The following is a 14,514-nucleotide window of genomic DNA, read 5'->3' as shown; positions in this document are numbered from 1 at the left end:
GTTGCTTTTTCGTCCTTACCCCCTTTTTTTTACTTTTGTTTTTTTATTTATATAATACATGGTAAAAGAAAAAATTTCAAGCCGATTTGAATCGGCATGTGGTGTTAAAAATAACTAAAACTGTATTACTCTTCTATCTCCACATATCCATCCTTTATTCTGAATATCCTGTCACATCTTTTTGTAATAGCTTCATTATGTGTTACAATCAATAAAGTTTTACCCTTGTCTACCAAACTTTCCAAAATGTCCATGATTTTTCCCCCGTTTTCTGCATCTAACGAACCTGTCGGTTCATCTGCAAGGATTACCTCAGGGTCATTTATTATAGCTCTTGCTATTGCCACCATTTGCCTTTCTCCTCCTGATAAGTTCCTGACCTTTTCGTTTATTTTAACTTCCAAACCCACTTTTTCCAAAACTTCTTCAACCATTTTTCTTTTCTCCGATTTTGTTTTCTTTGTCAAAGAGTACAAAAGAGGTATTTCTATATTTTGAAATACCGTGTCTTCTTCTACCAAAAGAAATTCCTGGAATACATAACCAAAAAACTTATTTCTTAGTTTTGCCCTTTCTTTTTCCTTTAAAGTTGATGCTCTTTTCCCAGCTAAGTAAACCTCCCCTTCTGTTGCGGGAAGTAATAATCCTATTATATTAAGAAGTGTTGTTTTGCCAGAGCCTGAAGGTCCTACTATAGCAATCTTTTCTCCCGCATTTATTTCTAAGTTTACTCCCTTTAAAACCAGATTCTTCTTCTTTCCACTCATGTATTCTTTTTTTACATTTTCTGTTTTTATGAGCATGCTTAATTATCCCTCCTTAAAAATGCTGTTAAGTCTTTTTTGTTCAATCTCCCAACAGACAAAATGGATACAAATAATATTGTTATAAAATAAAACGTAAAGACAAACCACCATACCCACTTGGTGCTTGGCAATAAAAGCATATTAGGTATAGCTAAAAATATAGCTAATGGCAAAATGACAACTAAAACCACAAAAATAGTTATGCGCAAATATAAATCTTTTTTAGTAGCCACGTATATTTGATGAACAACATATTCTGTAAAGTTGCGCTCTATCATTACATAAAGGAAAGAAACCAATCCAACTATTATGAATATCCCCATGTTTATAAGAAAGCTTGAAAAAAATATAAAATTCATGAAGTCCTCATTATAGTCCTTTTCAATTATACTTTTTAAATCCAATTTTTCAGGAATTAAAGTAACTTTTTTAGTCTTATTTGCCATTTCTACAATTTTGTCAATCTCGTCTTCCTCCGATTTTGTAATATGAATATTTTGTATTAACTCAAGAAACCCTCCTGTTTGGTACAATGTTGCTACTTCTCTTGATGAAGTCAAAACCAGTACTTTGTCGTCTAAACTTCTGTATCTGCCTTTATTTATATAACCCTCTCCCTTTTCTAATCTGCCATCAACCTTGTACGTTTGCCTATTAAAAATTCCCAATTTAATTTCATCTCCAATCTTGATGCTTTTTACATCAAAACCTATAAAAACGTATGAGGATTTTTCTGTATCTTTGTATTTATCAATGCCAAAAATTTTATCAAAATTCCCCACCCCTATAACTATTTTCGCATCGGGATGTTCTTGTGAAAATTCTGTAGTACCTGCATTTTCCATTACGGAGTACGCATTACCACTCCTGTCAAAAAGATTTTCAAAAAAATAATATATCTCTTTGTCAATAAAAGGACGTTCCCACTGGTTTATGTAATCTTTAAAAAAGATTATATTGTTATTTTTTACAATCTTTAGTGTTTTGCTGTGGTAACTCATCTGTACAAACTGTTCTAAAATTATAATTGTAAAAAACAAAAAAATTGCCATTTGGAAAATAAATAAAAGAATTTTCCATTTGTTTTTTCTAATATCTTTAAAAGCTAATTTAAACTGCGTAATCATATACTTCACCCTTTCGGTTTAACCTGTAGTCTACAGTTAAAAACGCCAAAAGCCATATTGCATATCCCAATAAGACATTTGCCAATACGACAATTGATAGTGTTTTAATCGAAACATCATAAATACTGCTGGCAAAAAATAGTTTGTAAAAAATTGTGACTAGCACAGAGCTTGAAAATAAGTACTTCAATATTTCTCTTGTATACCTTAGCAAAAGCTTTACATTTGTTGCTCCAAATATTGAATGTATAATCATAACTTTTTTCTGATTATGCAAAAGTATATAATAGAAAAAATACAAGTTTACACATACGAAAATAAAGGCTATAAATAGAGGCAAATAAATTTTAGAAAGCAGTATTGAAGAGATAATATTTGTAAGATTGCCCTTGTAAAAGCCTTCATCAGTAATGTCATATAAATACCCGTATTTTTGCAGCATCTTTTGAATATCACTAACAATTTGACCTACCTCTTCTTTTGAATTAGAATCAAAATAATAAAATCCAAAAATATTATTAGCCTTGCTAAAATAGTTGTATATATATTCATGAGTTTTGTCATACAGGGGATGTCTTGAATCGTATACTCCTACTATGTTTAGTCTTTTACCTTCTGCATTGTCTTCAATATAATTTCTACCTAATCTTTTTACATTGTAATCATAAGAATAAGAATCTTCCTTTATGATTATGTCTTTATCAGACACAGCAGAAAACATATCCCCTTCTTTTAATAAGTTTGATTTGTAAAAGTTTATTGGGTCATATAAACCAAGTCCAACATCCTCTATGTCCCAATATACCATTACAATATTTTTATTTTTAACAATTTTATACATTTCCTCTCTAACTTTATGGGCTGTTTCAACGTCTAAGGCTAGTTGAGGATCAAAAGGAGGGGAAATTTGAAGCTCGACAAAATTCTCACTAAGTCCCAAAGGATTTTTTAAAATCGTATCTGCTCTGAAATATGTAAACAAAGAAAAAATGAGAAGTGCTACAGAAAAAATAAAAGTCAGTGTGAAAAGTATAAATTTGTTTTTCATTTTTTAATTCTCCTCTCATTATATGAATTACAACATATACAATGTTGTCTTCTCCGAACCGGAAAGCCCTATAAAATATTATGAAAAACTATATAATGTAAGTCTATTGCATCCTCTTCTCCTAATGGTACTACCCCTCTATCTCCTAAGGAACTCAAGAAACAAGATGTAAATAAGATATTAACAATAAAGAAAATAACCAGCAATTTCTTCTTCATTCCATCTTCACCTGCCCTTTACATTTCCTTCTTTTAACTATATAATAGATAATAACCAGGATAATTTCAAGCCGATTTGAATCGGCATGGGGTGTTAAAAAATGGATGGGTTTTATTATGATTTAGAAGCTTTTGGTGAGGAACTTAAAAATATCCGCAAATCTCTAGGTCTTTCTCAAATCGATGTTTCTAAGCATGGCTTTATTAATAGAGATACTCTTAGAAAAATTGAAAACGGTAAGGTTCTACCCAAACAGGAAACTTTAGAATTATTATCACACCTTTATAAAAAAGATTTAAATGAGTTGCTCTTGAAATACAGATTAAAAGATTTTCCTACTTTCTTTGACATAAAATGCTCTCTTGAAAATAAGCTTGAAAGCGGAAATTTCGAGAGTTTGAAAGAAGATGTTGATAGGTTAAAGAAACTACTTGAAAAAGGCAATATGAGTTTATATTACTCTAAATTATTAAATCAACTTTTACTCCTTGCTGAATCTGTTTTTGAAAAAACAATTAACAAAGATTATGAAAAAGCCATGGAAAAACTCCAAGAAGCAATGAAAATCACTATTCCTAATTTTTCTCTTTCTAATTATACCGATTTTGTCTACAGTGACATGGAAATTAGAATTTTAATGAATATGTCTTTAATTATCAAAAAAACAGAGAATGTGCAAAAAAGCCTTGAAATGCTTTTATTCTGTTTAGAAAATTTATCTCCAGAAGAATGGGAAACAAAAATAAAAATTTATTACAACATATCTTACAATTACCATATTCTTTCTCTTTACAAAGAATCTTTACATTATGCAAATCTAGGCATAGAAACCTGTATAAAAAATAACACTTTAAGTGGCTTGGGGCTTTTATACTTTAGAAAAGCAATTGCAGAGTACAATCTTGGCAGAGAAGAATACAAAGACTCCTTATCGAAATCTATACATTTATTTGAAATAACCGGTCAGGAAAAACTTATAAATACAACTATAGAGTTCTGCAGGAAACTTTATAATTTAGAAATTTCTAAGGAAAATAATATGCTTTTGATAGAAAAATTATAAATGAGATTAGACCTTAAACCATTACAAAAGGAAATGATAATAAATGTGTTTGTGGGACTGAAAAATATTTTGTGTATTTAAGATTAATTTTATCTTCTTTCTCAACAAGAATCAATTAACATTTTTATCTGTTCTATCTTCAGTATGACCTTTTTTCTATATCTTATGGATGAATATGGATGAAAGTGAATAATTTCGGTTAAAATATTTGATTAGTGTTAATGTACTCATGAATAGCATTTCTGTAAGGGTCAAGTTTTGAACCTCCTTTAGGATGAGGTTTTCTTTCGGGGATTCTCTCTGCTCTGAGATACTTTCTTATTGTGTTTCGAGAATGACCTGTTTCTCGTGAAATTGCACGAATACTCTTGCCTTTTGCCCTGAGTTCATGTATCATGATAATAGACCCACTCCCTAGCATTTTTTATCTCCCTCCGATCCTTTCTTGGTTGATTTTAGATCAGAGGGATATTTCGACAGGGGTGGGTCAATTCCTTCTCGTTACCCCTGGGTCAATTATACACCGTTAGTGACACCTTTAAAAAGGAAGAAGTAAATTTAGCTACTTACTATGATTTTGATACTGCCAGACTTGCTATATTTGAGTATATTGAATTTTGGTATAATAGAAAGAAACTACATAGTAGTATAGTGTATATGACTCCGCAGCAATTTGAGGATTTAATTAAAAAGTCAGCATAAAATTTCGAGTTTTTGTGTCTACTATATTGACATAAATCCAAATTTACAACAACTACATCATATTTCAGTGTAAAACTAAAGGGCGGGCATTCAGAAAAAAATACCCACCCCAATTCTTGACAAATAACCAAAAAATTAAACCTCATTCATATCTTCTAATATAAATCACACTGAGAAAAATTCAAATTTCCGTACCTAGCTCTTATCAATTCGAAATCTCCACGACCTTTACAAAGATAAAAAGCATGGCACCTTGCACACTCTGACTTAGACAAATCACGTTTTAAGGGAGGAAGTATTATATTCTTTGTATTGTTTTCAGAAATGTTACAAATTAATTCTCCCGTTAACCATGAGTAAACATTACCGTTATAATGAATATATAATTTGTCTCTTTCTAAAACTATTAAGTTATCATTTTTTACATAATGTCCAAAATTATTTTTTATGTTTGAATAAGTTTTGAGAAGTTCAGTAGGTACCGAAACTGTTATAAATTTAGGATTGTTTTTTTTTAGGAATTCGTACATATAATAAATGTAGTCGTAGATATACTTTTCATCGACCAAGCGAAAAGCTCTCCCTTTCTTAATAAGACTACTTATTGATATTTGTTTTATTCCCAGAGACATATAAAAATTATAAATTTCTTTAACATATTTTAGATTTTCTTTTGTTAAAACTAAGTTTGCTCTCAATTGAATACCATTATTAATAACTTCTGTGATTAGAGTGTTTAGCTTTCTCCAATCATTTCTTCCACTTATAATCTCATGAAGTTGTGGATTATGTGCATAAATAGAAACCTGACCCACATCTAGTACAGAAAATGATTCCTTTAAGAGTTCAATAAACTCCCTGTCGATAAGAACTAAATTTGTTAATAAAGTTATTATGTGACCATCTTTTTTGAGTTCACGAATCAATGGAGTTAGTTCACTTTTTCTAATTAAAGGTTCGCCACCTGTTATTTGAATATGGTAATTATTTCCTTTTAAAAACCTAACTAGTTGCTTATAATCAAAACTTTTATTAGTATCTTTTTGTGGCCCCCCAATCTGACAAAAATTGCAGTTTCCATTACATTCTCTTGTTATTCCAATAATTACTTCAAATGCTCCTTTGCTCACTTTTTCTAACTCATCAAACGCTTTCATTCTTATAGATTCTTCTTTTGACAATGTTGTATTATAATTAAGTATATACTCTATTTTGTTATATAGTTCCATCATTAAGCACTTACCTGTATAAGATGTTTCAAAGTCACAATTAGAATATTGGTAGCATTTTTTGCATTCAGCGTAATGATATATTTTGCCATAAGAAAGAGCCATACGAAAGGCTTCCTCTATTTTCTTATCTTCAAGTGAAATATAAATTTCTGGAAACCATCCTATACCGCATATGCAATTTTCATGAGCAATTCCACATACAAACTGATGGCTTAGAAACTTGTTTTTTACTTTTTCACTGTTATCATAAACTTTTAAAATATCTTCATATTTGGAACCAATGTAAGACAATGGAATCAATTCATTTGGGAATGTAATTGAATGCTCTTTAATACTATTAAACTCTCTGCTACTTACTACCTTTATCAGTGTATCAACTATTTCAACACACAATTTTTCATCAACTTTGTCTTTTGCCCTCCCAAAAGGAAGAACCGGATTAATATGTAAGCTTTCAATCCCTTCATTAAATACATATTTCACAACATCCATTATACTTCTATAATTATATGGAGAAATAGTTGTATTTACTTTTATTTTTATATTTTTTTCTTCAAATATTTTATGTTACTTAGAATATCAGTCAAATTTGTACCTTTTCTTAATAGTTCATATTCATTTTTATCAATAGTATCGATGCTTGTTTGTATAAAGGAAAAAGGTTTTTCTTCAAGAATCTCTATTACTTTTAATCGTCTATGATCTAGATTCAAAGCTAAATTTGAAAAAAGTCCAAGTATTACGTTTGCGTTATAAAAAATTTCTAAATACTCCTTGCACCTAGTCGGAAACAATAATGGCTCCCCACCCGATAAAACGAAAATAACCGGAGGAGTATTCTCTAACAGTTCAAGTAAGCGTTTTTTTAGCAAAGGATTTGCTTTATCAACCTCCCCACTCCGAAATTTTTTAGACATAGAACTACATAAAAGACACTGTCCGTTACACATTGATGTAACAGATAAGCTTAGGTACAAAGGATACGAGGGTTGTATTCCTTTTTCAATGTAATGTTCTGTTATAATGTCAAATATCTTTCCCCCTCCTGTTAAAAGAGTATTATTGTTTTTATAATATTTTAGATATTCTAGAATTTTGTTCATATTTCTCCTCCTGTCGACTGGTATTTTTTCAGCCCTTGGTAAAGGATAATTTTTAAAACCAAATAATATAATAAGGGAGATGAATAACCCCATATACTCTCGTATACATTGCTCTTACCAAGGGCAATCCTTGCAGGAATTGCACTAAATAAGAAAATGGGAATTGCATATATGAGAAGATTACGGAGGATTTTTGGGAAAACCGTATCAGGTTTTTCTGCCATTGTTAAAAGCTGCAGGACTATCGCTGAAATTGCTTCAGACCTTAAACCAAAAAGAGTAAAACTGTATACTATGAAAAATAAAAGTCCCATTAAAATAGAAGCACTGAAAATTGAAATGATATAAGCTATTGTCAATTTAATTCCACATATTTTCATACACCATATATTTAGAAATATTAACAAGGGGGTTGAAAGAGCTGCAGGAAAATTTAGGTTTTTTAGTACAATGTATTTTATGAGGGGCTGTGGTTTTAGTAAATCAAAATCAAAATACCCTGTTAAAACTGATTGTCCAAACTTAGAAACAGCTTCTGCAAAGAAAATTGCATATAGGTTGTTTACTAAAAAGAAACAGGTTATATAAAAAAGAATTTCTTCTCTATTATAATCACCAAAAACGTCAATTTTTTGAGTAAGCAGGTAATAGCCTAAAAATGTCGCAGTGTATAAAGATAAGTCTGCGAAAAACCAGCTTACCAAATTTGCTCTATATTGAATTGCTTTTTTAATTGAAAATCTTATAGATTCTATTAGCATGTTTTCACGCTCCATGAGAGGTGTATTTTTTTAATCCATTTTTCATAAGTAAAAAAACAATGAAACCAAGTATTAACACCCAGACTAGTGAAATAAACAATCCTTTATTTACTATTTCAATGCCAAAATTAGCATCACATATAAGCTTTGACGGGATGTATGTCATATAAGGGAAAGGAGTCATTAGCATAATTGATTCAATTTTGTCAGGCAAAAGGTCTAAAGGGAAAATGGCACCTGAAAGAAGACCTGTCAGTAAGTTTCTAATGGCAGCTATGCCCCATATTTCTGTCAGCCAAAAAGATAACAATCCTATTATAAAGGAAAATAAAGCATTGAGTAAAAAACCCAAAATTAACGCTAAAGGTAGGTATAACAGCCGGTTTGCTGGGATTTCAATTTTTGCCCAAATTGAGAGCACAATAATTATTGGCATATATAAAATTGCAAACTTTGCAAGGCTTGAAGATATATGACTATATGAAATACTGGTCAGATAATCTACTGGAAGTAAAAGCTTTTGGCCAAATCTGTAAGTTTTTATATCCTTTTCAAGGTCATGTTCAGCATGAATTTCTGTAAATAGAAGTATTACATTAGAAATGATAATGTAAATCATCATTTCTTTCAGAGTGTAATTTATGGGATTTCTTTCAATTAAAGACCTCCAGAGAAAGAAGTTTATTAGGATTGGTACAATTAGGGAACTTAAAAGCTCTCCTATAAGGTAAATTCTATACATTAAGAGTCTTTTTATTGAGTAGTTAAAATATCCCATGAAAATATACAATGTCCTCATTTTTCTGCACCCTTATACAATGATTCTATGATAATATCAAGAGTATCATCGTGAAAATTTATATTTGAAATTTCAGCCTCATTTGACAAAACTCTCATTACATTTATCGTTTCTTCTGGACTAAATCTGATGAAATATTCTTGTTCTTCCCTTGCTTCTTCTACTTTATAATATTTGCTGATTCTTTCAACTGCACAATTGCTTGCGTTAAATCTAACCTTTCTGATGTTGGGCATCATACTTTTCAGTTTCTCAATTGTTCCATAATATAGCTCTTGACCTTTGTGGAGTATATAGATGTTGTCGCATAAATCTTCAATATCAGTTATGTAATGGCTTGTTAGTATTATAGAGGCATTATATTTCTTTTTATAATTTTTTAGGTAGTTTCTAATTGCCTTTTGGGTAATAAAATCCAAGCCTAAAGTAGGCTCATCAAGAAAAACGATTACTGGCAGATGAATAAAAGATAATATTAATTCACCTTTCATCCTCTGTCCTAAAGACAGGGTTCTGACCTGTTTTTGCAGGTCTATTTCTGACAAGCCCAATTCTTCTGCCATTGATTTTGCCCTTAAAATTGCTTCTCTTTTGTCAATAGAGTAAATGGAGGCAAAAAGTTTTACAGAATCAATAATAGACAAGTCTGGATCTAACTGACTTCTCTGTCCCATTACTAATGAGACTTTATTTCTATACTCTTTGGAGCGTAAAAATGGGTCTTTTCCTAATACCCTTATAATACCTTTATCTGCTTTAATTATGCCGGATACCAATTTAATTGTGGTAGTTTTCCCAGCACCGTTAAGACCAATTAGTCCAAGTATTTCCCCTTGATTTACAGTAAAAGAAATGCCCTTTACTGCTTCTATGTACTCGTATCTTCGCTTAAAAAAGCTTTTAACTGTATTTACTACGCCATTTTCTTTTATGTATACTTTGTAAGTTTTACTGACATTTTTAACAATTATCTGAGGTTGCATTGTTTTTCCTCCTATACCAAACGCCGGGGATGGTTCCTTTAGTTGCTGGCATGGTATTCCAGGGTATGACTATTCCTGAAAAGAATAAAATAAGATATTCTAGAATGGATGTCGTTGCTCCTACCCGTTTAAAAATCATACCCAAAGATGCTATGAAAAATCCAAAAGCATAAAGAGTAAGGATTATCAACATACCGATAACTACTGCCATCGCAGTTACTCTCCATGATGAGGACATATAGCTTAAGTCAGGCTTAAACACCACATATAGTATGCCACCAACCACAAGAGTCTGAATCAGAGTAAACAGGCAATGCACAATATTGCGAGCAATCAAAATATGAATAAATGGGGTCTTGGTTATAGATATGCGTTCCAACGTTCCCAAGTATCGTTCCTCCGCAAGATGACTTGTGGCATCAGATAACGCAGATGGGGTAAAAAGCCACAACAGCAATCCAACAAAAGCTACTGCCTACCCACTCTGCGTAAACAAGGAATTTACTGCCCAGTAGAGCCCACTCAAAAAAATAGCAGTTGAAATAAGTCCAACAATATAGTTGAATAAATATCGCTTTAGGTCAAAGTAAAACTTAAAAAACTCAGCTTTAATTGCTTTCCATACACTCACCATATAACCTCCTAAAAATCGCCTCAAAATCCGGGCTTTTTTCTCCAAGTTTAACACTTCAAAATCAGGGTCGGAAAAAACCGAATAAAACAATTCCTTTTGACCCAGCCGTAAGGTTGTTTTTAAAGTAACATCCGATAAAATTTCAAATTGAAGTTCGTATTTACGCAACTTTTCCCTTGATTTTGCAGAATTTCGCAAATATAAAATATATTCTTCTTCTTTGCTCAAGTTTTTAAGGTCCTCAGTTTTGCCCTCTAAAATCACTTTTCCCTCTTGACTTTGTCAGTTCGAAACCCAAAAAGCTTGGGAATACAGGTATTGACAAAAAATGGGCGTGAAATTTGTCACTACATCACTTTCTCATGCTAATTAATTCCATGCCTTCCTCATACGTAATGAAATTTTTTGGTGCTTTTATTTTCATCACCTTCAATATGTTTTCAGCTTTCTCCTCCATCTTTTGTTTAATTAAATATTTCTTCCCATTTATCTCTATCTCCACAAAATTCATTGAACCTATCGCTTCTTTTATTCTATCACTGCTTAATTCTTTCCCCTTAGACCTCAAGCTGTATTCTAAAGTTCTTTCCAGTAAAAATGCTAAATAGCACACAACAAAATGCCCTCTTATCCTTTTTTCCGTCCAGTGAAATATTGGTCTTACCTCCAGACAGCTTTTCATTACTCTGAAAGACTGCTCTATCTTCCATAAATCATGATATGCATTCAAAACTTCTGTCACACTCATTTCTTTCTTGCTGGTCTGAATTGCATAAAAACCGTCAAATTTCTCATCTCTCTTTATTGCTTCTTCATCCAGTACATATTCTTCTGATTCGGAAATGCGTCTTAAATATTTCCTTCCTCCTCTCTTTTCTGCTGCCCTTACATTGCCGGGCCTTTCTAAAAGTTCTTTTGCTTTTTCTACTAGCCTTTGCCTGTCTTCTTTATCTTTTTTGGCCCTCTTGCTTGAATAGGTTATTACTAGATTCTCAGGTATCTTGAATATTTCCCCTTCTCCCGTTTTGATAATATTCTCTCTTTCTATGACCTTGAATCTAAACTCTTCACCAAATATTTCTCTGTCAAATCTCCACTTTTTCTCTTCAAGAACTTGATATCCTTCTTCATCAAATACTCTATCTAAAATCTCTTTACTCATGTTTTTCAGTCTGCTTGCCACAATGTAGTCGTATCCCGCTTCTTTTATCAGCTTTAAATTAAGTTTACTGTTAAGACCTTTGTCCGCCACTATTATTACCTGGTCTATGCAAAATTTCTCTTTCAGTTTCCTCAAAATTTCTATCATGGTCTTGCTGTCAACAGTGTCTCCAGGAAACAGTTCATATCCAACTGGTCTTCCTTCTTTATCTACAAGCATGCCCATTACCACTTGTACCTCATTTACCTTGTTATCCTTGCTAAATCCAAAATCCCTTAAATTATCTTGCTTAATACTTTCAAAGTAAAATGTTGTCACATCATAAAAAACAACATCAACTACCATGTTAAATAAATCTCTATTCTTGTGATAAAGATATAGCTCTAAATCCTCTTTTATCTGGGCCAGAATATCTAATCCCCTGTACAGCTGATTTAAATCAATATCTTCTTCAAATTCAAAGTATCTGTTTTTGCGGTAGTATGTCTGAAGTTTGCTTACTGGCTGAATTAATCTTTGTACTGTCATCAAAAATGTCACTTTATCAATGTCAAACTTTATCCTGGAATTTTGGGAGCTATACCGTTTGAGAAATTTACCTATTTCAAGCTCTTCCCAAAGTTTTCTATACACAACATATCCCCAGTTTTTAATAATTCCTTCTGAAACATCTTCTGGAAAAAGCTTGATGGAACCTGTTTCTTCACTGGAGCTTAAAAATATTTTTTGCAATTTATCTACAAGATTAATGAAAGAAGGGTCATTTTTGAGTTCATCAATTCTACCGAGATTAAGCAAGACTTTTTGCTTTATTTTACCATTTTCGCGATAATTATGGACAATTTTGGCATACTCATAGCCACCAGCTTTAGTTATTTTGAGAAACATATGGCATCACCTTTATGTTAGTTTATTACATTATACTACAAAAAGTGAATATAGTCAAGTATTATGGCAATAATTAGAAGAAAAATTGTCCCTACAGTTTTGAAAATTTTTTTAATCCTAAAAACAAAAAACCCTTGAAAATCAAGGGTTTGATATTTTTTACCAGCCTAAAAATGGCCTCCAACTGACAAAGTCGAGAAAAAATAGCAGTTGAAATAAGTCCAACAATATAGTTGAATAAATATCGCTTTAGGTCAAAGTAAAACTTAAAAAACTCAGCTTTAATTGCTTTCCATACACTCACCATATAACCTCCTAAAAATCGCCTCAAAATCCGGGCTTTTTTTCTCCAAGTTTAACACTTCAAAATCAGGGTCGGAAAAAACCGAATAAAACAATTCCTTTTGACCCAGCCGTAAGGTTGTTTTTAAAGTAACATCCGATAAAATTTCAAATTGAAGTTCGTATTTACGCAACTTTTCCCTTGATTTTGCAGAATTTCGCAAATATAAAATATATTCTTCTTCTTTGCTCAAGTTTTTAAGGTCCTCAGTTTTGCCCTCTAAAATCACTTTTCCCTCTTTGAGCCATAAAACTTTATTAGTAACCCTTTCTACAAAGTCCATTCTATGACTGGCAATTATGACAGTTTTCCCCATCTCTTTTACCCAGCTCTTTATAGATTCGGTGAGTTCGGCAGCAGCAAGCACATCAAGACCGGAAAGAGGTTCATCTAGAAATACCACTTCCGGATCATTTATAAGGCAGGTAGCAATTGCAAGTTTTTTCTCATTCCTGCTGAATATGTGAATACATACTGGTCCTTAACTTCATACAGATCCAGTTTTTTTAAAAGTTCTTCGCATCTTCTCTTGGCAACAGAAGATGGAACCTGATTAAGATATGCAAAGTAGAGAATATTAGCTTCTCCGGTTAAGTAATGATATACATTTTGCGTGCCTTCCCAGAGAAAAGAAAATCGTCCTCTTATTATCTCAGGCTTTTTAGGAGGGATACTCCTTTGTACAGGATGTCTCCTTGGTCATGGATTAGCAAAGTTGCAATCTGCTTTATCAAAGTGGTCTTGCCAGCCCCATTTGGCCCCAAAATCCCCAGTACGTCACCACGCTCAACAAAAAAGTTAATATTGTCATTTGCCTTAATCTGTTGATTCCCTCTCTTATACACTTTTGTCAAGTTTCGCACTTCCAACAGCATAACTTCACTTACTCCTTACTGTTATCTTTTAAACTAGAAACACTTAACTTCTCTATTACTCTTTCATATATACTTGCTTTTGTCGGCAACCATATTTCACTATAAAAGCTCTGAAGACACGCTGTTTCAAAAAGATCGCCTGCCTCAACATACGCATGGTAAAAACATCCACCGGTGCATAAAGGAACAAATGGACACTTTTTCTCTAAGCATCGTACTACCTTTCTATCTATACTGAATAGAAATTCTGCATACCTGGAGTTAAAACCCTCCTCTATATCCCCAATCTTTCCCTCCTTGTAACCTACCAGCGAGAAACAACCATACAACGAGCCATCTGGACCAACGATATAGGAATCCGCTACTTTCGCATTACACAAACCAAACTGGAGATTATGCATCTTCAAAAGCAAGAGTGGTTCATCGATTTCATCTAGTAAGTCCATCCATATATCTTTTGCCGAGTGGTAATGCTGCTTTACCAGCATGCCACAGAGATGAGTTCAAAATTACCTCAGTAAACTTAAAAGGACCTTCCACTTTTAAGTTTATCAGAGACAAAGGACCATTTAAATAAAAATGAGAAATTTAATTATGAGATTGTTTTACCAGGGTAAAAATGGTTTTTAAGGATTTAATTTGTGTGTTTATTATTAAATTTTTAATGTGGATTACAATCATATTATATGGGAGGTGAAAGAAATGCTCATTGAGAAAGCTACTTACTTCCCACGGCGAGGGTGTATTACAAAAACTTAAGAGACAAAGG

16 protein-coding genes and 1 pseudogene are annotated in these 14,514 nt (G+C 32.2%); 2 read left to right on the top strand and 15 right to left on the bottom strand.

What is annotated here, in order from left to right:
- Positions 1–125: 125 nt before the first annotated feature.
- From OEI98_RS05520 to OEI98_RS05510, 3 genes are read right to left on the bottom strand one after another with little or no spacing between them, the layout of a single operon-like run.
- Positions 126–803: an ABC transporter ATP-binding protein gene (locus OEI98_RS05520; protein ID WP_266040107.1), complete on the bottom strand. Its 678-nt coding sequence runs from the start codon at positions 801–803 to the stop codon at positions 126–128.
- 2 nt (positions 804–805) lie between these two features.
- On the bottom strand, positions 806–1,933 hold the full coding sequence (locus OEI98_RS05515; RefSeq protein ID WP_266040105.1) for a hypothetical protein: 1,128 nt from the start codon (positions 1,931–1,933) through the stop codon (positions 806–808).
- Positions 1,917–2,981, bottom strand: a complete 1,065-nt coding sequence (locus OEI98_RS05510; RefSeq protein ID WP_266040103.1) for a hypothetical protein — start codon at positions 2,979–2,981, stop codon at positions 1,917–1,919. The genes OEI98_RS05515 and OEI98_RS05510 overlap by 17 nt, the downstream gene beginning before the upstream one ends.
- A 319-nt stretch (positions 2,982–3,300) precedes the next feature.
- Here OEI98_RS05510 and OEI98_RS05505 point away from each other — a divergent pair, with 319 nt between their 5' ends.
- Positions 3,301–4,263 carry a helix-turn-helix domain-containing protein gene (locus tag OEI98_RS05505; protein ID WP_266040101.1) on the top strand — a complete coding sequence of 321 codons (963 nt, stop codon included), beginning with the start codon at positions 3,301–3,303 and terminating at the stop codon, positions 4,261–4,263.
- 217 nt (positions 4,264–4,480) lie between these two features.
- On the opposite strand, the pseudogene OEI98_RS05500 reads toward OEI98_RS05505, so the two are convergent.
- Positions 4,481–4,684 (bottom strand): annotated as a pseudogene (locus OEI98_RS05500) (IS21 family transposase); the annotation flags it as partial.
- Positions 4,685–4,722: 38 nt separating this feature from the next.
- On the opposite strand from OEI98_RS05500, the gene OEI98_RS05495 reads away from it, so the two are divergent.
- On the top strand, positions 4,723–4,965 hold the full coding sequence (locus tag OEI98_RS05495; protein WP_323053807.1) for an IS3 family transposase: 243 nt from the start codon (positions 4,723–4,725) through the stop codon (positions 4,963–4,965).
- Positions 4,966–5,120: 155 nt separating this feature from the next.
- On the opposite strand, the gene OEI98_RS05490 is transcribed toward OEI98_RS05495, so the two are convergent.
- From OEI98_RS05490 to OEI98_RS05440, 11 genes are all read right to left on the bottom strand, one after another.
- The gene (locus OEI98_RS05490) at positions 5,121–6,689 is read right to left on the bottom strand and encodes a radical SAM protein (protein WP_266040099.1); all 1,569 of its coding nucleotides are present in this window, start codon (positions 6,687–6,689) and stop codon (positions 5,121–5,123) included.
- Between the two features lie 47 nt (positions 6,690–6,736).
- Positions 6,737–7,300, bottom strand: a complete 564-nt coding sequence (locus tag OEI98_RS05485) for a radical SAM protein (RefSeq protein ID WP_266040097.1) — start codon at positions 7,298–7,300, stop codon at positions 6,737–6,739.
- On the bottom strand, positions 7,297–8,061 hold the full coding sequence (locus tag OEI98_RS05480; RefSeq protein ID WP_266040095.1) for an ABC transporter permease: 765 nt from the start codon (positions 8,059–8,061) through the stop codon (positions 7,297–7,299). Before OEI98_RS05480 ends, OEI98_RS05485 begins: the two co-directional genes overlap by 4 nt.
- Before the next feature lie 4 nt (positions 8,062–8,065).
- Positions 8,066–8,803 (bottom strand): ABC transporter permease, encoded by a 738-nt coding sequence (locus OEI98_RS05475; protein WP_266040586.1) that lies wholly within the window; start codon positions 8,801–8,803, stop codon positions 8,066–8,068.
- Between the two features lie 53 nt (positions 8,804–8,856).
- Entirely contained in the window at positions 8,857–9,843 is a 987-nt protein-coding gene (locus OEI98_RS05470) for an ABC transporter ATP-binding protein (protein ID WP_266040094.1), read from the bottom strand.
- Positions 9,821–10,294, bottom strand: coding sequence for an ABC transporter permease (locus OEI98_RS05465; protein ID WP_266040584.1), 474 nt, complete (start codon positions 10,292–10,294; stop codon positions 9,821–9,823). Before OEI98_RS05465 ends, OEI98_RS05470 begins: the two co-directional genes overlap by 23 nt.
- Before the next feature lie 24 nt (positions 10,295–10,318).
- Positions 10,319–10,741, bottom strand: a complete 423-nt coding sequence (locus tag OEI98_RS05460; protein WP_266040093.1) for a hypothetical protein — start codon at positions 10,739–10,741, stop codon at positions 10,319–10,321.
- Positions 10,742–10,829: 88 nt separating this feature from the next.
- Positions 10,830–12,527: an IS1634 family transposase gene (locus tag OEI98_RS05455; protein WP_266038604.1), complete on the bottom strand. Its 1,698-nt coding sequence runs from the start codon at positions 12,525–12,527 to the stop codon at positions 10,830–10,832.
- Between the two features lie 281 nt (positions 12,528–12,808).
- On the bottom strand, positions 12,809–13,273 hold the full coding sequence (locus OEI98_RS05450; RefSeq protein WP_266040091.1) for a hypothetical protein: 465 nt from the start codon (positions 13,271–13,273) through the stop codon (positions 12,809–12,811).
- Positions 13,274–13,517: 244 nt separating this feature from the next.
- Positions 13,518–13,745, bottom strand: coding sequence for an ATP-binding cassette domain-containing protein (locus tag OEI98_RS05445; RefSeq protein WP_266040089.1), 228 nt, complete (start codon positions 13,743–13,745; stop codon positions 13,518–13,520).
- A gap of 8 nt (positions 13,746–13,753) precedes the next feature.
- Positions 13,754–14,191: an SPASM domain-containing protein gene (locus OEI98_RS05440; RefSeq protein WP_266040087.1), complete on the bottom strand. Its 438-nt coding sequence runs from the start codon at positions 14,189–14,191 to the stop codon at positions 13,754–13,756.
- Between the last annotated feature and the right edge of the window lie 323 nt (positions 14,192–14,514).

The sequence above is a fragment of the Thermoanaerobacter sp. RKWS2 genome (assembly GCF_026240795.1).
GTDB lineage: Bacteria > Bacillota > Thermoanaerobacteria > Thermoanaerobacterales > Thermoanaerobacteraceae > Thermoanaerobacter > Thermoanaerobacter ethanolicus.
The sequence above is the reverse complement of the archived record's forward strand: the minus strand, read 5'-3'. Positions and strand labels throughout refer to the sequence as shown.

Bases quoted from the DNA above. Each gene is read 5' to 3' on its own strand.
- OEI98_RS05520 (WP_266040107.1), bottom strand. From the start codon at position 803: ATGCTCATAAAAACAGAAAATGTAAAAAAAGAATACATGAGTGGAAAG.
- OEI98_RS05485 (WP_266040097.1), bottom strand. From the start codon at position 7,300: ATGAACAAAATTCTAGAATATCTAAAATATTATAAAAACAATAATACT.
- OEI98_RS05510 (WP_266040103.1), bottom strand. From the start codon at position 2,981: ATGAAAAACAAATTTATACTTTTCACACTGACTTTTATTTTTTCTGTA.
- OEI98_RS05455 (WP_266038604.1), bottom strand. From the start codon at position 12,527: ATGTTTCTCAAAATAACTAAAGCTGGTGGCTATGAGTATGCCAAAATT.
- OEI98_RS05470 (WP_266040094.1), bottom strand. From the start codon at position 9,843: ATGCAACCTCAGATAATTGTTAAAAATGTCAGTAAAACTTACAAAGTA.
- OEI98_RS05445 (WP_266040089.1), bottom strand. From the start codon at position 13,745: ATGCTGTTGGAAGTGCGAAACTTGACAAAAGTGTATAAGAGAGGGAAT.
- OEI98_RS05515 (WP_266040105.1), bottom strand. From the start codon at position 1,933: ATGATTACGCAGTTTAAATTAGCTTTTAAAGATATTAGAAAAAACAAA.
- OEI98_RS05490 (WP_266040099.1), bottom strand. From the start codon at position 6,689: ATGGATGTTGTGAAATATGTATTTAATGAAGGGATTGAAAGCTTACAT.
- OEI98_RS05505 (WP_266040101.1), top strand. From the start codon at position 3,301: ATGGATGGGTTTTATTATGATTTAGAAGCTTTTGGTGAGGAACTTAAA.
- OEI98_RS05475 (WP_266040586.1), bottom strand. From the start codon at position 8,803: ATGTATAGAATTTACCTTATAGGAGAGCTTTTAAGTTCCCTAATTGTA.
- OEI98_RS05480 (WP_266040095.1), bottom strand. From the start codon at position 8,061: ATGCTAATAGAATCTATAAGATTTTCAATTAAAAAAGCAATTCAATAT.
- OEI98_RS05440 (WP_266040087.1), bottom strand. From the start codon at position 14,191: ATGGACTTACTAGATGAAATCGATGAACCACTCTTGCTTTTGAAGATG.